The sequence below is a fragment of the Lysinibacillus sp. FSL W8-0992 genome (genome assembly GCF_038008685.1).
GTDB lineage: Bacteria > Bacillota > Bacilli > Bacillales_A > Planococcaceae > Lysinibacillus.
On record NZ_JBBOZQ010000001.1, the window covers coordinates 4,560,484 to 4,580,103 of the forward strand.

A 19,620-nucleotide genomic window follows, 5' to 3' on the forward strand; every position below is an offset into this window, starting at 1 on the left:
AATTACCTTACTTTTACGATAACAATTTTTAATGTTGCTAATTCTCTATCAATTAAGTATATTACGAGCAATTTTTTAGCTTGGCTCAGTCTTCGCCTTATATGTTAATTTACGCCATAAAGCCTCTAACGGACCTTGCTTCCACTTCGTTAGCCAAATTTCTGCCAAGATCATTTGCGCCACAATAATACCGATAGCAATTAACACGCCAGTAGAAACACTAACTTTTCCATACCAACCTAATCCAAATTGATAAAATATACATGTTCCGATAATGGATTGAAGTATGTACATCGTTAACGACATGCGTCCAATTTTTGCAAAGGGACTAAGTAATTTTGGGACAACTGGTAGTAGACATAGTAATACAATGAATCCTATATAGCCGATTGATAATATTGGACCACCCATATAGACCTTTATATAATCTAGTAAATACGTACGAGTATAGATGATTGGGGTACTTTTCAAAAAAATACCTACTGTGAGCCCTGCGATTGTTAATGCCAGCCACAGCCATTTCAGCTCTTTCGCTCGCTCAACTAAATGCCATTTAGAAGCAGCAGCACCGATTAGCATAAATGGTAATACCATAAACAATGACGCAATCCACATTCCTATACCTGCCTGAACAGATAGGTCTGATAAGCGTTGTAAAAAGGCATCCACCCAACTACCTGTACCATAAGCAGTAATTGCTTTTTCCACATCCGTAATATTTAAATACGTATCTACCTTCGTATTAAAGCTAATATAACCTACGACAAACAACATAAAAAGATGCATACATCCATTAATTATAATGCCGGTTAATAAAAGCCAAATTGGCTGTAAACGTAGAAGTAACAGTAAAAAAATACCACAAAATGCATACATCATTAAAATATCTCCCCACCAAATAAGGACCGCATGCACCAAACCAAACATAAATAATACAATAAGTCTTCGAAGACCTATTCCATAAAAGTTTTGTTCACGACTTTGGGCTTTTTGCCATTGCATCGCCAACCCATAGCCAAATAGCATAGAAAATAACGGATAAAAACTGCTTTGCACATAGATATCTAAATTTTGCTGCCAAACAATATCTGACGGTGTTGTAAACCATGACCCTAAATCAATATGTGGCATTGGTAAATAAAAAGCATACATATTAACGAGCAAAATACCTAGTAAGCTCATTCCACGTAAAATATCTAATGTTGCAATACGCTCCTGCAACATCGTCGGTTTTAAATTCACAAAATAGCCTCCTCTTCTTTCTTATCACGTACATTGCAATTTGCCCCTTCTGCATGTAGGTAAGCCATATCAACGCTCACTTTCCATGCAGAAGGTTGCAGCTTGCCTTTTAACGCTTCTGAAAGGAATACTACCTAATTTCACAGGCGAAGGTTTCCCTACGCATAAAGTGCCTGCTCAATGTCAAACAAGTACAACACTTTTTCATTCACTTGTATGTGTAAAATCGATTCAATCGCCTCACTATAAACACGTAGTTGTACACCATAGCGGCCTATAAGTTCCTTCGATAACGCTGGCTCCTCCGCAAATTGGGAACTGATGCGGTCTGTTTTATAATCAAGTAATATCCAGTTGCCATAAACATCCTCAAACAAGCAGTCCACAATCCCCTGTACGATTTGCGCGTCACCGTCTTCATCGACACGACTAATGGTAAATGGCATTTCTCTGCGAATTTGCTTTGCATTTTTGAAGCGTTGTCCAATATCAGTTGTAAAGAAACGGAAAATTTTCTCACATGGAACAATTTTGCTTTCTGCCTCTGTTAGCAACTGTTTTGCCACTAACTCCGCTACAAATTGCTCAACCTCTTGCACTGTTGAAAAGCCACACTGTGGTACATGCTGCATAGCCGTATGGACGGCCGTTCCCATTTCTGCGCCTGTTAGCTGCTTGTCCTGTAAAAAGGTTGGTCTTGGTGCAATAGAAGCCTTGTCTTTTTTAGGTGCAGTAAAATAGTATTCTGGCTCTTCTTGACGTTGTAAACTTTCTACACGCTTAATTTCACTAACCGATGTTTTCGAGCGTTTTTGTGTCGATTTTTGAAATGCATACTGCGCTTGGAAACGAGCAGTAATTTCTGCAAGCAACTCTGCATCCTCTGGTGCTTCTAGCATCTGCTGTACGTCGCTATCGAGTGCTTGCGTGTCATACATAAAATGATAGGTTGGAACTGCACGAATCCACCAATGCGATGCATCTTGTCTAGCCTTATATGGAGAACTTGCGATTGATGCAAAATCAGCATGTCTTGCAACAGCAGGTCCAACCCAATCAAAGTAACTATTTGCACGGGCACGTAAATAATCTTGCAACGGTGCATCCACAGCCAAGTTTTGAGCGTCCTGCCATGCATCACGTGTTTTACCCCAGCTTTTTACTGATCCTACTAAAATAAGTCGTTCCTTAGCGCGTGTCATCGCTACGTATAATACACGCATTTCTTCGGCTCTCATTTCAAGCTCTTTTTTCTCCTTCATCGCAAGAAACGGTAAAGAAGTATAGGTTATGCGATTTTCTGGATCAATCGCCTTGACCGCAAGCCCATAATCCTGGTCGAATAAATATGGATTGTGAAAATCCATTTTATTGAAAGGACGTCCCATACCTGCAACAAAAACAACTGGGTACTCTAACCCTTTGGAAGAGTGGATGGTCACAAGTCTTACTACATCATCTTTTTCACCAATGGACTTTGCCGTTCCTAAATCATCCCCACGTGTTCGCATCCGGTCTATAAAGCGCAGGAAGCGGAATAAGCCTCGAAACGACGTTTTTTCATACATTAATGCTCGATCATGTAAAACACGTAGATTCGCCTGTCGTTGTTTACCATTTGGCATTGCCCCAACCATTTCATAATAATGAGTATCTAAGTAGATTTTCCATATTAAATCTGACAAAGATCCTCGACGTGCTAAATCTCGCCAGTTTTCAAATGCCAGCATAAAACGTTGAAGCTTCTCAAATGTTTCGGATTGTACACCATGTCCTTCACTTCGAATAAACTGCCTTAATGCATCGTAAAACGGTGTTTTTGTATCCGCTAAACGAATTTTGGCTAACTCATTTTCCGTTAAGCCTACAAAAGGTGCTCGCAACACAGAGGCAAGTGGAATGTCTTGATACGGATTATCTACAACCTTTAGTGTATTGAGCATAATCATCACTTCAAGTGCATCAAAATAACCTTTAGATGACTCTGCATAAAGGGGAATACCAGCTAGTTTAAATTCTTCCACTAAATCGGTTGACCACGTCATTGAACGCATTAATATAACGATGTCACTGTATTTTAATGGACGCTCTGTTGCTGTTTTCGTATCGTATACCGTTGTACCATCTTCCATCATTTGGCGAATTCGATCAATAATAAATCGTGCTTCATACTGTGATTTTTTTAGTTCCTCAAGCTCTGAAGCCTCACTAATACTCTCGTCCTGTTCTTCATCCAATGCCTCTTCCTCGAGTGGATGTAAAACGACAAGTTCAACAGGTACCTCTTTATCGTCATATGGTGCCGCTGGCTTCAATGAAGCATTGTCATCATAGTGTATTTCACCAACCCGTTCGCCCATAATTTGCGCGAATACAAAATTTGTAGCGTCTAAAACCTCGCTACGACTTCTGAAATTAGCATTCAAATCAATGCGCATGCCAGTTGCTTCGGGATCTTCTGAAAATTCACCATACTTTCGCATAAAGAGCTTTGGCTCTGCTAAACGGAAGCGATATATACTTTGTTTTACGTCACCAACCATAAAAAGGTTGCCATCTTGCTCTTTACCTAGCTTGACCAATTGTAAAATCGTTTCTTGTAGCATATTCGTATCTTGATATTCATCCACAAGCACTTCTTTAAAACGTTTTTTCAAATCTAGCGCAACAGGTGATGGCTGTAATTTACCATCTATCTCTTCCGTTAAAATTTGCAGTGCATAATGCTCTAAGTCTGAAAAGTCGATAATTCCCCGTTCTAATTTTGCCAAACGGAAATGCTCGTAAAAAATAGTCGTCAATTCAACCAATGTTGCAATCGTTGGTGCCATTAGTCGTATTTCTTCAAGCAGACGGGCAGGTGTACGTACAAAATAGGTTTCTTTCAGCTTATTCATTATTTTTTTAGCAGACTCACGCTTTTTCTTTGCCAACTCCTGAAGCTCTACATCGACTAAAGCATCCTTTGAAACACGCTTAAGTGTCGACCACTTCACAGTTGAAAAATAATCAAATAGCTGTTGCCATGTTCCTTCTTGACTAATCCGAATGCCTTCTTGAATCATAGCAAAATCGATTTCTGCCGTTTCAGCATATGGAGCAGGACCATCTGGCTGGAGCGTAATGGCACGCATTTCAGAAATTAATACGAATGCTTCCTCCAGGCTATGCTTAACAGTCAATTTTACATATTTTGATAACTCTAAATCATCAATTGTCACATTATCCGCTAACTTATATGTTTCTGGTAAGCTTCGTAACCATTTTTTCGGTTCAGCATGAACGCGAGAAGTATCATAAAGCTTACTCATTAATGTTTCAATCGCCTGATCATCACGATCTGATGTAAAGCTATCCACTAGTCGATAAATGGCGTTGATTTGTGCTTCATCCTCCGTATCGTAGGCTGATTCTAGCACATCAGCTAAAATATCATCTCTAAGCAACGCAATCTCAGCTTCATTCGCTATCCTGAAACCTGGGTCTATATCGAGCATATAAGCATACTGCTTCACAATGGCTAAACAGAAAGAATGCAATGTTGAAATTTGTGCTTTGTTGACAAGACTCAACTGACGTCGCAAATGGCTAGACGTCGGATTTTCTGCTATCGCCTTCTCAAGTGCCTCTGCCATACGATGGCGCATTTCAGCTGCCGAAGCATTGGTAAACGTTACAACAAGTAATTCATCAACATTAATTGGGTTTTCTGTTGCTACAACCTTCTCAATCATGCGATTAATGAGCACTGCTGTTTTACCAGAACCAGCTGCTGCTGAAACAAGGGTATCTTGCCCACTTGCATAAATCGCTTTCCACTGATCATCTGTCCAAGTGACATTTGCTGGCTTCAAGGGTATTTGCTGCACCATGTTAGTTCATCTCCTCCCGAATTTTTTCGACAACCTCTACCGGCTTTACTTGCGGTAACTGACGATAGCTTTGTTTACCATCGGATGGGTCAAATTGGCACACTGATGCAAATTGACAATAATCACAGGCTGTTTTTGATTTTAGTTTATAAGGGCTAATGGCTGTGTCCCCTGCTAAAATACCATTCCCAGCTTCTTGATGCTTACGGCGCACAAAATGCTGCAAGTTTTTCATATCATTAACAGGCACAATACGCGATTGTGATTCGGACGGTGTACCATCCTTTTTCATATAGACAGGTATGATTTGTGAGTGCCCGCTTGCTTCCTCAAGTTGCTCGTCCATCGATAAAATAGCTTCTGGATTTTCTGTTAAAAGACCCTTCATCTTATATTGCTTTAATCGATCTTCTTCAATTTCACTATCACTTAAGTCTTTATCAAGTTTTAGCATTGGATTATGGACGTGGACATAAAGCACACCAGCAGGCTCTGCATCACCAGGTAGCCAATAGGATGCATTTTCCATCGCTACATCTAAATAAGTTAACACCTGCAACGATAGCCCATGATATACCTCATTCAAATCTAAATCACGGGCAGACGATTTATAATCGACTATCCGTAAATAGGATCGATCATCTATAGATGCACTATCCACACGGTCAATACGACCTCGCATAAACATTTTTTTGCCACCATGTAAATCAATTTCCAATGGAGGAAGCTGTTCGTGTTGCCCTGGTCCAAACGATGCTTCGATGGCAATTGGTTTAAAATGCGAAACATTCGCGTGCTGTGTTAGTGCCATCATTGTGCGCTCTACAATACGTATAAGCTTGCGCTGAATATAACGGTAGCGTGCACTAGATAGCAAAATTTGATGTGAGAATACGGGCACAATTTGCTCTACAGCCTGTCGTGCAAGCTGTTGAATTTGCTGCTTTGTTAAACGAATCCAAGATAGTTGTAAACGATGCGTCTCTTCTGTAATCCATTTCAATGCCTCATGGAATAGATCACCCATTGCAAATGTTTCTAAACGATATTCTGCTCGTTCTTCCAAACGCAGCCCATACGTTGTGAAATGTGAAAACGGACAACGGAAGTATTTTTCAATCCTTGACACACTTGATGTTAACTTACGACCATATAACTCTTGTGTAATGTAGCCTTCCAGTGGTTCTGCCTCATTTTTATGCGTAATTGGATGCATTAGTCGATGTAAAATTAATGCCCAATATGGATCTTGCTCATAATATTTTTGTAAAGCTACCCATTCTGGTGCAAGCTCACGACTATGCTCTGCTTGCCGTAACTGTAGCGTTAAATGGGCTAATGCTGTACGAGGATGTCGTAAATACGGCAATACATTATCATCAATCAATTCAATTGGATCTATTACTACACGCTCGACATTTACCTCGCTTAAAAGCCCTGCCGTTTTATCGTTTCCGATAATCTTCTTAATATATAACGAGGATAATAACGCTTTCCCCTCTTCATCTGCCGTCGAATAAGTCATATAAAGCTTATCTGAAGGTGTTGTAATTGCACGATATAGTAAGAAGTTTTCCTGCAGTAACCTATTTTTGGATGTTGGGGCTAATTCATAGCCAATGTGCATAAACCATTCACGTTCCGTATCAGATAGCAATCCTTCATAATCCATACGAGTAGGATAAACGCCATCGTTCATTCCAAGAACAAAGGCAACTTTAATATGCGATAAACGAGCTAAATCGACTGTTGCCACCATCACTTCATCTAAAGTAGGTGGAATACGGGAAAATTCTAATGTATCGAATCCTTCATCTAAAATTTTTGCCGCTTCTTCCACTGACATTTCTTGCTCACCAAACATGTAAACAAACTGATCGAGTACTGCAACCCATTCTTTCCACGCTTGATCATGCTCACTTGCAGCTAATGCTTCTCCTCTATCAATTTCACGATCTTTCATGATTTGAAGCTTGTCATATACTTGAACTTCTTCTACAAGTTCATATAACGCAGTTGCTACATCTCTACCAGTTGTCGCTTGCATAAGCTTGTCCTGTAATGCTTTTAATGGTGGACGGATTACATCACGAATTGCCTCAATTTCTGTCTGCATCGCACGCTCTTCATCCGTTTGAACACGGGAATGGAATTCAAGACCTCGATATTTTTTGTAAAACCAACGAGCATCTTCAAACCAACGTTCTCCGTATATTCCTTGTGCTAAACAGTAATTTTCTAAGCGATCTGCACGCTCCCGCCAAACACTTTGCTCAGCATGCAAAGGGAAAAACAAATCTGTTTTCACACTTCTAAAAAGCGGTTCATATTTCCAATTAGAAGTAATAACCTCCAATGCAGAACGACTAAACTCAATTAATGGATGATGGAGCATCGTTTTTTTCGAGTTCACAAAAATAGGAATGTCGTATTGTTGGAAAATTGTTGAAATAAGCGGATCATATACATCTGCTTGTCTATAAAGTAACACTATATCTTGATAACGATAGCCCTCCTGCCTTGTCAGCTTCGTTATTTCCCGGGCAATGGCGTGAATCTCAGCCCGTCGATTCGACGCTTCAAAGACCTTCACATCGCCTGTTGATTTTTTCGTTTTTGGCACCATATTTTCAAATGTTGCTTCTACATGACGTAAATCTTCTGACTGGAATCGATGTGTTTTGATAAAATGCAACGGTGCATCTACCTCAATGCCATTTTCCTGTGCTATATCATGCAAACGCTGATTTGTAATTGCCGCTTCATTAAAGAGCGCTTGCTCATCATACACTTCTTCTATATGGTCAAACGGCAGCACTACGGTTACTTGCTTTGACACCTTTAGCAGTTCTTTAACAAGCTCTAGCTCTCTTACAGTAAAGGCAGTAAAGCCATCTATATAAATTGTCGCCTGTTTCATCGTCTCTGAAAATTTTAACTGCTCGGTTAAGATCGGATAGTATCCCTCACTATCGACATAAGTCGTGCCAAGTCGTGCTTCTAATGCTTGCAAAACGATTTGTAAATCATTTGTTTTAGCCTGCAATGTATTCGGTGCATCAATAGCCTTTAAAGAAGCTGTCACTTCCGCTAATACCGAACTGTTTACACTATAACGGCTAAATTCACGTAATAACGATTCGATTTCCTCTGTAAAGCCCCGTTTACCAGCAGCTTGTCGAAATAGAGAGAAATCACTTTTTTGCTCCTCTAGTAATTTTCGAATAAGCATCCGATAACCATAGCCATTTACTTCTTGACGAGCAATACCACCTGTTTCTTGTAATACAAGCCAAGCCAAACGTTTAAACGTCATCACTTGTGCACGTATTAGCCCGTGTAAGCCATGTCTATTTGTCAGTTCATATTCAGTTGAATAAGACATTTGGTCAGGGACAATGATAAAAATAGGGTGACCTAATGGATCTGTTGATAATTGCTCGACTATTTCTCTATGAATAAACGCTGATTTTCCGGTACCTGCACGTCCTGATACAATTCGTAATGTCATTCACTCTTCCCCCTATTCGTAAAAAATCAAATCTATGATAAAAAATTTATTGTAATTGTTTCATTATAATTCTCCACTATTAAAGCTATTGCTAAATGAAATAAAAAAGACCCTCCTACCATTTTACATGATACAAGGGACTGCATGTGCAGATTCAGCCTAGAAGATTATTCATTTTTCGTCATTTTTCGCACACGTTTCAAATCTCTTTCCACTCGAGCGTTCAATCGCTTCTCGATTAACTTGCCAATCCACCATAACAAGACAATGGCTACACCAGCAATAATCAGTCGTATCGGACTTGTTAATAGCGATTTTAAATCATAGCCAAGAACACTCATCCCTAAAATCATTACGAATTTCCCTGCTAATAGCACCGTTAAATAATATTTTTTATGAATATGAGAAAGTCCCGCAACTATATTGACAATGACTGAAGGCGTAAATGGAAAGCACAGTAATACAAACAACGGACTAATTCCGTTCATATCAACCCATTTGATAAGCTTTTGTACCTTTTTCCCTCGCGTTACAAAACGCAGCTTCGGATGCTTTCCGAAATGTCGAACAAGCAAAAAAACTGCATATGAGCCAGCTACTGAACCTAACCAAGATAATAAAAATCCAATCCATAATCCAAATGCACTCGCATTTGCGACAACGAACACAACTAGCGGTAAAAAAGGAAAAAAAGCCTCTAAAAAAGGTAGTACTACACCTATTATTGGGCCTAGTGTTCGGTATTGTGCCGCAACATGCTCGATATTTTCTACAGTAAACCATTCATTCACTATTGCCACCTCTACTTATATTGCAAAATTACATGTAAAATTGTAAGTTCTTCTGAAGCGTTTTGATATTCGTGTGCTTGATGCCCAGAAAATACCAAGGTTTCTCCTTCAGTTAAAGTTTCATGCATTACGCCAGCAGAAATAATAGCTTGTCCATGAATAACAGTCACAGTTTCTTCTACCCCTTCTGTATGGGCTTCACTCCTACTTCTCGCCCCTGGTTCCATTTCTACCTTATAAAATTCCCAGCCACGTTCAGGATCATAAGGAATAATTGAGTAAACTCGATAACGCCCATCGTCTTCATCGACATGTGGCGCATTTTTACTGCTAAACTTCATAAAATGGGCTATCGGTGGCTGTAAAAGGGATGAAAATGATATTCGAAGGCCTGCAGCTATTTTCCAAATTGTTGAAACCGTTGGATTCGCTTCACCTTTTTCAATTTGCGCTAGCTGTGCTTTACTTACGCCTGTTGCTTTTGCCACATCATCTAAGCTTAAACTACGCTGCTGTCGTATTTTTTTTAATTGGAATGCTAAATTTCGACTCATTTGTTCCATCTTGACTCACCATTTCCTATTGTTTATTTTATCGGACATATGTATACTTTAATAAACATATGTGAATGTTCAAACTATTCCATTATAAGTATACATGGAAATTTTTTCGAAAGGATGACCTATTTATGACAAGCACAACAGATCTTCATAATGAATCAACAACCTCTACAGACGATAGCTTCCTACAAGGAGTAAAAGATTGTGTACCTACTTTACTCGGTTATATTAGTATAGGACTGGCATTCGGTGTTGTAGGTTCCGCTTCTGGACTATCTGTAGTTGAAATTGCATTACTAACAATTCTCGTTTACGCGGGTTCTGCGCAGTTTATTTTTTGCGCACTTTTGCTAACGAGTAGTCCTGCCTCTGCTATCATTGTAACCATTTTTATCGTAAATCTACGTCATTTATTAATGAGTTTAACATTGGCACCTCATTTTACGCGCTATTCTATGCTACGAAATGTCGGATTCGGGACATTATTAACAGACGAAACATTTGGTGTAGCCGTAACCAAACAAATGCAAAATGGTAAATTACATGGCAAATGGATGGATGGACTGAATATCACAGCGTACGCATTTTGGATTTTATCTTGCGTCGCAGGTGCTTTTTTAGGACAATGGGTGGCAAATCCCGAAAAGTGGGGCTTAGACTTTGCATTAATCGCCATGTTTGTTGCTTTACTAGTGCTACAGCTTAGTAGCGTTGGAAAAAATAAAATCATGCATTACCTTATGTTAATTGGCTATATGGTGGTCATTATGTATGGCTTATCTTATCTCGTTCCTTCGCATTTAGCTGTGCTACTTGCAACTGTTATTGTAGCTACGATTGGGGTGGTGACAGATAAATGACGACAACAGCTTCTATGGTATGGCTTATTATCGGTTGTGCATTGGTTACATGGTTACCCCGTATTATACCGTTTATGTTTGTGCGCAGTGTGAAACTGCCAGATGTAGTTTTAAAATGGCTAAGTTTTATTCCAGTTTGTATTCTTAGTGCCCTTGTTATCGAAAATTTATTGGATACTGAAAGCAAAAGTTTCGTTACACTGGATTGGCCTGTCTTTTTAACTTTTGTGCCTACACTTATCATTGCACTAGTCACAAAAAGCTTATCGATTACAGTTGTGGCAGGCGTTATAATAATGGCTGCTGTAAGATTCATTATGTAAAAATATTTAATGTTTGCTTTTTCACTATAAAAAAATCCGCTTAGTCGCTTGCGAAAGTAGCACGAGGTGTAAGACGAATCACCCCAATATGGATGAGTTCGTCTTACACAGTGCCCGCAAATGCGACGCGGATTTTTATTTATTACTAAAGGAGTTAGGAAGTCTTTAATGACAGCCCTCCTTATTTTTTTTGCATTTTGCTCGCCAACCAAAAACCAAAAGTTAACGAAAAAGCATCTACAACAAAAATAATAGGTGGGGAAGTATAACCTGCATATACTGAAGCGGCAATAAGTGCTATAGCTAAACCTAACGCCACATAACGGTTATACGTAATACGTGTAAACAATAACACGAGTAATGCTGGGAAAAATAATGCTAGCATCATTTTCCCATATAGATCTATCATAGTTCCCTCGGCTCCGCCAACAATAACCCAATTCGATAATGGTCATTGCTGTAAATTACATGCTGCGTAAGGCGAATTTCGTTATTACGGTCTAGCACCTCTAAACGACAATGTGCAGCATTTGATTGTAAAGCTTCATATAATTCAACTTCTGTAGTAATCGTGTGTCCGTTTACTTTACGAATACATTCCCCTGCAAGTAAGCCCATTTTTTCTGCTGGCGAATCAGGAAGCACCGCAGCAATAATAGCTCCCTTTGTACTTGGGGCAACCGCATACGATTCCGTTTTATCTTGCAAAGCATAATAAATTGATATTATGATCCGAATTAATGCCCCTACCGCTAATGTTATATAACCAATAATCGGTGCCAAAAATGATGCAAGTCCACCTATTAAAATCAGCTGTCCTAACAATAAGACTGAGCGCCCTATTTTTGGCAACTGCACAACGGGTAATTCTTTCCTTAACAGCTTTGAAAAACCGATAACTACAGGGAATAATACGAATGCAAAGTGATTATCTCCCAACGTAAACTGCGGCCAATATGGCAGTGATGATGGGATGATATTACCTGGAATAATAAAGAAAATAGGTAACACCCAGACATTCCTTGTTCGATAGACGATAGCCTGCATGCCACGTTTTGTATTTTCGATAGCAGGTGTGATAACTTGTTTAGCAGTACGGCGAATAAACATGCCTTCTACTATTACACATAGCCCTGTTATGATCGTAATTGTAACAATAGCCCCTGCTAATAAATCGACGCCTTCCAACGAAAGCTTCCACCAGGAGAACGACCAGTTATACTGGTACATTGCCCACAATGTAAGAGTCGCGATTGCCATTGTGTAAATTGGTGACAATACATTGATGAAAAATAACAAGAGACCTAGTAAAGATATAGCCATTAAAATTAGTAAAAAAGGTTTGGGTACAGTGAGCCCGAAACCTAGACTTATTAGTGAAATGACTAATGCATAAGGCCATCCACGCTTCCATTGTCCTATCAGCTCTGTCCAACCCCAAATAATACGTCTGTTAAAAAATCTTCGCTCTTGCTTTACACGTCTATACCCTAATAAGATAGCAACCACTATCGCCATATAAACTACTGGATTAAGTAAAAAGCGGCCAATCGCTGTTACAATTTCTATTAATATGTTACTAACCATACGAACACCCGCCGTTTCTGTCATGAATACTATGCATTCATTGTATCAAACGACCACTGTCTTGCGTAGTAGTAACTGGTAGAAAGCTTGTTATTTCCCATCATTTTTACTAGATTTATAATATCTATTGCTCAATATTGTGCAACAGGAAGCTTGTTGCCATTTGGAATTGCAAGTCATTTTGACGATCTTCTTTATAAGCCTTTAACGTTCCATTTAAACTATTGAAGAATGTAGAATCTACATATACATCATTATCTGCTGGCGGTAATTCCTTCTGCTTACGATAAAGTTTTACTGCCTCTTGAGTTGTCTCATCTAAATACCCATCTAATCGGTCAATTTGATAACCAAGCTTTTGCAATGCTTTTTGTGTATACGCGATTTCCTCGCTCATATTGCCTATTTTGAATTGCCCTGTTAATGGATGCAATTGGAACGCAAATAACTCGTTTTGTTCAATAACTAAACTAGCTTCAATGCCCTTCCCATGAATCCATTCACGTTTTGGCGTAAGCCATTTATTTGTCGATAGCTTTAGTTCTCCCCCATTTGCAAGAGACCATGATTCCTGCACTGTGCCCTTACCAAAACTTTTAACGCCGACAAGGGAAGCACGATTCCAGCCTTTTAATGCTCCACTGAGTACTTCACTAGCTGATGCACTACCACCATTTTGAATAATGACAATCGGAATTTTATTCATCGTAGCTAAATATTTTTCATCAAAGCCTTTCGATTCAGTTTTTAATGGTTCCATAGCCCCCTCTGCATTTTGCATATAGGCAAATACTTTACCATTTTCTAAAATTGTACTTAGTAGCGCTGCGACGCTATGTAAATAGCCTCCAGGATTATCACGAACGTCAACAACGAGCCCTTCTACATCTTTGCGTAGTAGCTTACTTGTTTCTGCAACCCACTCATTTGCTGTCTTCTCACCAAATAACGAGATTTCTATATATCCTATCGAAGTATCCTCAACCTTCACTACCTCACTCGTTACGGTTTTATTGGAGATTGCAGCACGTTCCATCGTCATTTTAATATGCTTATCCTCACTTGGACGATAAACAACAATTGTAATTTTTGTCCCTTTGTCACCTTGAATTAAATGCATTAGTTCACTCATTGTTTTCCCATCTACTTTTACGCCATCAACTTGTACAATTTCATCGAGAGAGCGCATTCCAGCCTTTTCTGCTGGTGACGAACGAACAGGCGATACAACAATAAACTTTCCATTATTTTCTGTCAGTTCAATACCGATGCCAACTCTTTCTTCTGCTAGCATTTGTCGATGTTGCTCAGCCTCTTCCTTCGTGTAATAGGTACTATACGGGTCCTTAATTGCATCTGCCATACCACGTAAAGCACCTTCTACTAATTCTTCTTTTTTAGTGCTATATACAGATTTCTTTTCGATTAGTTGCAAAGCTTCGTTAATCGAATCAACTTCTGCGACTTGCACTTTTTTCTCTCCTCCATCAAAATCAAACAAGTCAAAGTAAAATCCACTACCTATCAATAAACTGCTGACAAGTACCCCGACTCCTGCCGTAATTTTGCGCAAACCTTCCCTCCTCTGTCTCTTTACTGTATGAATTTTTATTTTCAAACATACAAAATAATGTTTTGGAATTCTAAATAAGCTCACGGGCTATACAAAATTGTTTGGGTGCCTGGCACTTTTCAAAGAATCTAGCCACCTATAGCGTAAAAATCCACTTCGCTTTCCGCGGGCACGACGTAAGCCGCAACCGTCGCTATCGCGCCGCCTGTTGCGTCTTACGTTTTGTGCGTTCCCGTAGGAGTCTACGTGGATTTTTACTTGGATATATAAAATAATCTTAGCAGCGCTTTAAGTATTCAGAATTGTTTGGGTTCCTGGCACTAATACCCACTGTGCGTTCCCGTAAGAGTCTTTGTGGATTTTTACTTGGATATATAAAATAATCTACTAGTAGCGCTTTAAGTATTCAGAATTGTTCGGGTGCCTGGCACTAATACCCGGCACTAAAACCCACTGCATTCCCGCAGGAGTCTACGTGTATTTTTTCTTGGATATATAAAATAATCTACTAGCAGTATTATAAAAATTCGGAATAGTTTGGGTGCCTGGCACTAAAAAACCGGCACTAAAAAAACCCACTGTGCATTTTACGGGCACAGTGGGTTGTAGTTTAGTTTTAATCTAATGCTTCAACAGTGTTTTTTAACATTTCGATGTTCATTGGGCCTTCTATCGCTTGCTGAATAGCCCCAGTTGAATCAATGAAATACGTTGTTGGAATTGTAATGACCTGATAATCTGAACCAGCAACATTTTCTGGATCAAGTAAAATCGGGAATGTAAGTTCAAAACCATCTCTAAATGTCATGACTGAATCAATTTTCGCATCAGCTGTTACGTCTCGCTCGGCTGACGTTAAATTGACTGCTAAAATTTCAACATTATCCTCTTTTGCATATTGATCGTAATAATTTTGCATATGTGGCATTTCAGCTTTACACGGTGGACACCATGTTGCCCAAAAATTTAATACTACTTTTTTTCCGCGTAACTTACTTAACGTCACTTTTTCACCATCTAAATTAGTTAACGTTAAATCTGGCGGTGTATCTCCTTTTTTCAACCCAATTGTCCGTTCCTCTACTTCTTTACCAAGTGAGGCCGTTTCAATTTCGCGCTCTTTATCAATTTGCTGTTTAACATATGTACCAATCATCGCAGCTATTAACAACACAACCATAAGTAACCCAATATTTTTTTTCATTCTTTTCCTCCCATTCGTTGAATTCCTATACCTAACATAAGTAATAGGAAGCTTACTCCAACAGCCGGTTGCCAAAAGCCATTAGGCTGAAAAACAGCAACGATTACATACACAGCTGTATACACTAATAACGCTAGAGTTGTTTCTGTTACTTTCCATAATATGATAATCGTTAGTATGCTTAGCACTACCAAAGTGATGAGTTCACTTTGGAGCGAATTGTCATTCAATAATACCACGAACCATTGATAAATGGATTGCGTTAAAATGATTGCCCAGCCACTTGCAGTTACGCCTTCAGAATCGAATTGTAGTTGTTGTCGCTTCCACCACAATTGAAATATTAAGGCAACTATTCCTAATAAGACACCGACAGTTCCGCCATTAAAGTAAAGAAGCGTTAATGGTTGTGAAAGGACAGATTGAAAGTCCGTAATAACGACGCTAAATTTCCAAACAAGTATAAAAGTAAAGATTGTATCGCCGTATACCCCTGACCATATTTTCGGGAATTGTATTCGTAAGACAAGCCATACAATGATAAATGCTGCTAATAATGCGACCGCCGTTGCTGGTAAAGTTAATGCACGAATTGAAAACCACTCAGTATTAATCACCTTAACAAATCCTCCACCGATATAGATAATTTTAGCATAGCATACATACTTTTATGAAAACTTCCATTTCACACTGTGTTCAAAAATTATTCTCAAGTTTTCATAGAATAGTCATTTTTGGAGCATTTCACTTGAAAATACCCTACATCGTATATAGTAATAAAAATTTCTTTCGAATGCACGTTATAACAGGAAAAATCTCCTTTTTATTTTGTCACTTACACGCAAAAAAGAGCCGTCTCACAATGAGACGACTCTCTTCATAAAATATTTACAATGGAATATATTTTAGTGGATTCACACTACCAACTGCTTGTCCTTGCCAAGAGCCGATGTGCACTTCAAAGTGTAAGTGTGGTCCTGTTGAGCGACCTGTACTACCCATTGCTGCGATTTGCTGTCCTTGGCTTACTTCGTCACCAACACTAACATTAAATGCACTTAAATGTGCATAAACTGTTGTATATATTTTTCCATCAATAGAGTGTGTTAAAATAACCACATTTCCGTAAGAGCTAAGTGGTGCGGCGTAAGATACGACACCGTCAGCCGCTGCCCAAATTGGCGTACCTGTTTTATTGGCAAGGTCAACTCCATAATGGAATTCAGGACCAGCACCAAGATTACGCCAGCCATATGGTGATGTTAAACGACCATTTGTTGGTTTAATCCATGTTCCATCCGAAGCTGGAGCATTCACTGTAGAGCCGCCAGAGCCTGAGTTCCCTGCTGCAGCTGCAGCAGCGGCTGCTGCTTTACGTTTTGCCTCTTGTTGACGAGCTACTTCCGCTAATCGGTTTTGCTCTGAAATAATTTGCTGCTGTAATTCAGCACTAATTTCAAGCGCCTCTGAATATTCTTTTTCAAGTAATACTTTTTCTGACTTTAGTTTTGCTTGTTCTTTTTCTAACTGTTCAACTAAAGTGTTTTTCTCTTTTTTCTGTCCATCTAATGATGCTTTTAGACGCTCTAGCTTTGCTTTCTGCTCTTCAAGCTTTTGACGTTTACTTTCTAGTACTTGCTTTTGCTCTTCTAATGTTTGCTTGTCCTGTTTTTGATCGCGAATAATTTGACGATCCGCTTCAAGTAATGCATTTACAGCGGAGAAGCGGTCGATGAAATCTACGAAGCTATTAGAACCTAGTAGCACATCTAAATAGCTAACTGAGCCCCCAGCTTGAATTGCACGTGCACGATCTTGTAATAATAAATCACGCTCTTCAATTTTGCGAAGAAGCTCTTCAATTGTACCTTCTAATTCTTTTATCTCTGCATTTGTAGATTGAATTTCTGCCAATACATTTTTAATACTACTATTTGTAGTTTCGATTTCAGCGTTTAACGCTTGAATTTGATCTAGTAATTTTTGTTGCTTTTCTTCATTTGCACTAATTGCATTTTCTTTATTGCTAATAGAAGAATTTAATTGATTTTTCTTTGTTTCTACTTGTTTTTTCTCTTCTTTTAAATCCGTTAAACTAGTTGCATACGCTGTTGGAGTTTGGATAATAAGAAGTAGTGCCGTTGTTGCTGCAAATGCTTTAATTGTGTTTTTTGCCTTACTTTTCATTTATTGAACTCCCTTCGTCTATTTAATTCCATTTTTCTGACTATGTACGCCGTCATAAACGGCTTTTTATTGCGCTACATCTCTGACTAAATATATAAATTACGCCTCGGCATTATTGCGTCAAGTTTTTTTCGAGCCTGATCAATAGGCTCCTTATAATATCTGTGACATTCACCGTGGACTTTAACTTGAGTCAGACGGGGGTGAAATCCACAAAGAATCCCGTGTATCCCCCGCTTTTATAAATAAGAACTTTTGCTGAAACAAGTTAAACTTTTAAAAATTTACGTACAGACATGAAGCTTCCCCAAATACCAATAAGCACACCAATAAGCAATAGTAGACCACTTACTTGATAAACAAGTGGTGAGAAGCTAAGAAGCTGAACAAGCTCACCTTGTAAACGAGGTGCAATAATTCTATATACATTGTGATAAAGTGTTGCGATAACCGCAATCGGGACGATAGAACCTAATATCCCCAGCCACATACCTTCTAAAAGAAATGGAATACGCACAAACGAATTTGTTGCACCTACTAGTTTCATAATTTCGATTTCATCGCGTCGTGCGATTATCGTAATACGAATCGTATTAGAAATTAAGAAAATAGCTGTGAATAATAACCCTAAAATCAGCACAAGACCTACATTACGACTAATATTTAAGAAGTTGAAAAGTTTTTCTACCTTACCTTCACCGTACTTCACATCGTATGTATATTCATACTTATTAATTGTCTTTGCAACCGTGGCAGTTTGCTGTGGATCTGTTGCCTTCACATAAATAACATTTCGTAACGGGTTACTTTGCTCAAAAAGCTTAAAGTCATCCCCAAAATCTTTCACTAACTTTGTCAATTCGTCTTCCTTTGTGGAATAAGTAAATTCCGCAACATCAGGCAATTTTTCTATTTTTGCTAGCAATGCTTTTTCAGCAGCTTCATCTGCTGTTTCATCGATTAACACTTTTATTTCAACATCGTTCTCTAAATCTGATGCTACTTTATTTAAGTTCATCATAATTAGCGAGAATACACCTACTAATATCAAAGTCACTGTAACCGCGCTGACAGAAGCAATTGTCATCCAACTATTACGACCAAGTGATTTTATACTCTCTCGAAAGTGTCGTTTTACCGTATTAAATTTCATAGCCGTAGTCACCTCCGTGCTCATCACGGACAATCATACCGCCTTCAATCGCTATAACTCGACGACGAATGGTATTCACAATTTCGCGGTTGTGGGTTGCCATTACAATTGTCGTTCCCCGTGCATTAATTTCTTCAAACAAATTCATAATCTCCCAAGATGTCTCAGGGTCTAGATTCCCTGTTGGTTCATCTGCAATTACTACTTTTGGTACGTTCACAATAGAACGAGCAATAGAAACACGTTGCTGTTCTCCACCAGAAAGTTCGTTCGGGAACATTCTTGCCTTATGCTTTAATCCAACAAGATCTAAAACTTCCATAACTCGACGTCGGATTTCAACTGGTTCCTCTTCAATTACCTCTAACGCAAATGCTACGTTTTCATAGACATTTAATCTTGGAAGTAATTTGAAATCTTGGAAAACTACACCGAGTTGACGGCGCAAGAAAGGTACTTTTTTATTTTTTAAATCACCTAAATTAATACCATTAACAGTAATTTCACCTGAAGTTGCTTTTTCCTCACGGTACATTAACTTGATAAATGTCGATTTACCTGCACCACTTGGACCAACAACATAGACAAATTCACCTTGTTTTATATTAACCGAAATGCCATTTGTCGCAACTACACCATTCGGATACTTCTTTGTCACATTTTTCATTTCTATCATGTTTTTTAAACCACCTAAACCTCTTATATGTAAGATGTATTCTTTTTCTATTATATCACTCAATCTATGTTTTTTTATTAC

The 19,620-nt window shown here is 38.8% G+C and carries 15 protein-coding genes; 2 read left to right on the forward strand and 13 right to left on the reverse strand.

Annotated elements, in window-relative coordinates; genetic code table 11:
- Nucleotides 1-75 precede the first annotated feature (75 nt).
- The 5 genes from NSQ74_RS22695 to NSQ74_RS22715 form a co-directional block, all read right to left on the reverse strand.
- Nucleotides 76-1,242: a DUF418 domain-containing protein gene (locus tag NSQ74_RS22695; protein WP_340826305.1), complete on the reverse strand. Its 1,167-nt coding sequence runs from the start codon at nucleotides 1,240-1,242 to the stop codon at nucleotides 76-78.
- Nucleotides 1,243-1,400: 158 nt separating this feature from the next.
- Entirely contained in the window at nucleotides 1,401-5,114 is a 3,714-nt protein-coding gene (gene addA / locus NSQ74_RS22700; protein WP_340826306.1) for a helicase-exonuclease AddAB subunit AddA, read from the reverse strand.
- A 1-nt stretch (nucleotide 5,115) separates the two neighbouring features.
- On the reverse strand, nucleotides 5,116-8,625 hold the full coding sequence (gene addB / locus NSQ74_RS22705) for a helicase-exonuclease AddAB subunit AddB (RefSeq protein ID WP_340826307.1): 3,510 nt from the start codon (nucleotides 8,623-8,625) through the stop codon (nucleotides 5,116-5,118).
- A 167-nt stretch (nucleotides 8,626-8,792) separates the two neighbouring features.
- Nucleotides 8,793-9,416, reverse strand: a complete 624-nt coding sequence (locus NSQ74_RS22710) for a TVP38/TMEM64 family protein (RefSeq protein ID WP_340826308.1) — start codon at nucleotides 9,414-9,416, stop codon at nucleotides 8,793-8,795.
- A gap of 11 nt (nucleotides 9,417-9,427) precedes the next feature.
- Complete coding sequence (locus tag NSQ74_RS22715; protein WP_173478100.1) at nucleotides 9,428-9,979, reverse strand: helix-turn-helix domain-containing protein; 552 nt, start codon at nucleotides 9,977-9,979, stop codon at nucleotides 9,428-9,430.
- Nucleotides 9,980-10,104: 125 nt separating this feature from the next.
- On the opposite strand from NSQ74_RS22715, the gene NSQ74_RS22720 reads away from it, so the two are divergent.
- Nucleotides 10,105-10,836, forward strand: coding sequence for an AzlC family ABC transporter permease (locus NSQ74_RS22720; protein ID WP_340826309.1), 732 nt, complete (start codon nucleotides 10,105-10,107; stop codon nucleotides 10,834-10,836).
- On the forward strand, nucleotides 10,833-11,159 hold the full coding sequence (locus NSQ74_RS22725; RefSeq protein WP_340826310.1) for an AzlD domain-containing protein: 327 nt from the start codon (nucleotides 10,833-10,835) through the stop codon (nucleotides 11,157-11,159). The genes NSQ74_RS22720 and NSQ74_RS22725 overlap by 4 nt, the downstream gene beginning before the upstream one ends.
- Nucleotides 11,160-11,340: 181 nt before the next feature.
- Here NSQ74_RS22725 and NSQ74_RS22730 read toward each other — a convergent pair whose 3' ends face one another.
- The 8 genes from NSQ74_RS22730 to ftsE form a co-directional block, all read right to left on the reverse strand.
- Complete coding sequence (locus tag NSQ74_RS22730; protein ID WP_340826541.1) at nucleotides 11,341-11,565, reverse strand: CsbA family protein; 225 nt, start codon at nucleotides 11,563-11,565, stop codon at nucleotides 11,341-11,343.
- Nucleotides 11,565-12,746: a PDZ domain-containing protein gene (locus NSQ74_RS22735; protein ID WP_340826311.1), complete on the reverse strand. Its 1,182-nt coding sequence runs from the start codon at nucleotides 12,744-12,746 to the stop codon at nucleotides 11,565-11,567. Before NSQ74_RS22735 ends, NSQ74_RS22730 begins: the two co-directional genes overlap by 1 nt.
- A 124-nt stretch (nucleotides 12,747-12,870) precedes the next feature.
- A complete protein-coding gene (locus NSQ74_RS22740) occupies nucleotides 12,871-14,319 on the reverse strand; it encodes a S41 family peptidase (protein WP_340826312.1) in 1,449 nt (482 codons plus the stop codon).
- Nucleotides 14,320-14,935: 616 nt separating this feature from the next.
- A complete protein-coding gene (locus NSQ74_RS22745; protein WP_340826314.1) occupies nucleotides 14,936-15,523 on the reverse strand; it encodes a peroxiredoxin family protein in 588 nt (195 codons plus the stop codon).
- On the reverse strand, nucleotides 15,520-16,140 hold the full coding sequence (locus NSQ74_RS22750; protein ID WP_340826315.1) for a hypothetical protein: 621 nt from the start codon (nucleotides 16,138-16,140) through the stop codon (nucleotides 15,520-15,522). Before NSQ74_RS22750 ends, NSQ74_RS22745 begins: the two co-directional genes overlap by 4 nt.
- Nucleotides 16,141-16,411: 271 nt before the next feature.
- Nucleotides 16,412-17,710, reverse strand: a complete 1,299-nt coding sequence (locus tag NSQ74_RS22755; RefSeq protein WP_340826316.1) for a murein hydrolase activator EnvC family protein — start codon at nucleotides 17,708-17,710, stop codon at nucleotides 16,412-16,414.
- 268 nt (nucleotides 17,711-17,978) lie between these two features.
- Entirely contained in the window at nucleotides 17,979-18,863 is an 885-nt protein-coding gene (gene ftsX, locus NSQ74_RS22760; protein WP_340826317.1) for a permease-like cell division protein FtsX, read from the reverse strand.
- Nucleotides 18,853-19,539 carry a cell division ATP-binding protein FtsE gene (gene ftsE, locus NSQ74_RS22765; protein ID WP_340826319.1) on the reverse strand — a complete coding sequence of 229 codons (687 nt, stop codon included), beginning with the start codon at nucleotides 19,537-19,539 and terminating at the stop codon, nucleotides 18,853-18,855. The genes ftsX and ftsE overlap by 11 nt, the downstream gene beginning before the upstream one ends.
- Nucleotides 19,540-19,620: the final 81 nt, after the last annotated feature.

Excerpts from the sequence above, each read along its gene's own strand:
- NSQ74_RS22720 (WP_340826309.1), top strand. The coding sequence starts at position 10,105 with ATGACAAGCACAACAGATCTTCATAATGAATCAACAACCTCTACAGAC.
- NSQ74_RS22745 (WP_340826314.1), bottom strand. The coding sequence starts at position 15,523 with ATGAAAAAAAATATTGGGTTACTTATGGTTGTGTTGTTAATAGCTGCG.
- NSQ74_RS22755 (WP_340826316.1), bottom strand. The coding sequence starts at position 17,710 with ATGAAAAGTAAGGCAAAAAACACAATTAAAGCATTTGCAGCAACAACG.
- addA (WP_340826306.1), bottom strand. The coding sequence starts at position 5,114 with ATGGTGCAGCAAATACCCTTGAAGCCAGCAAATGTCACTTGGACAGAT.
- ftsX (WP_340826317.1), bottom strand. The coding sequence starts at position 18,863 with ATGAAATTTAATACGGTAAAACGACACTTTCGAGAGAGTATAAAATCA.
- NSQ74_RS22725 (WP_340826310.1), top strand. The coding sequence starts at position 10,833 with ATGACGACAACAGCTTCTATGGTATGGCTTATTATCGGTTGTGCATTG.
- ftsE (WP_340826319.1), bottom strand. The coding sequence starts at position 19,539 with ATGATAGAAATGAAAAATGTGACAAAGAAGTATCCGAATGGTGTAGTT.
- NSQ74_RS22735 (WP_340826311.1), bottom strand. The coding sequence starts at position 12,746 with ATGGTTAGTAACATATTAATAGAAATTGTAACAGCGATTGGCCGCTTT.
- addB (WP_340826307.1), bottom strand. The coding sequence starts at position 8,625 with ATGACATTACGAATTGTATCAGGACGTGCAGGTACCGGAAAATCAGCG.
- NSQ74_RS22715 (WP_173478100.1), bottom strand. The coding sequence starts at position 9,979 with ATGGAACAAATGAGTCGAAATTTAGCATTCCAATTAAAAAAAATACGA.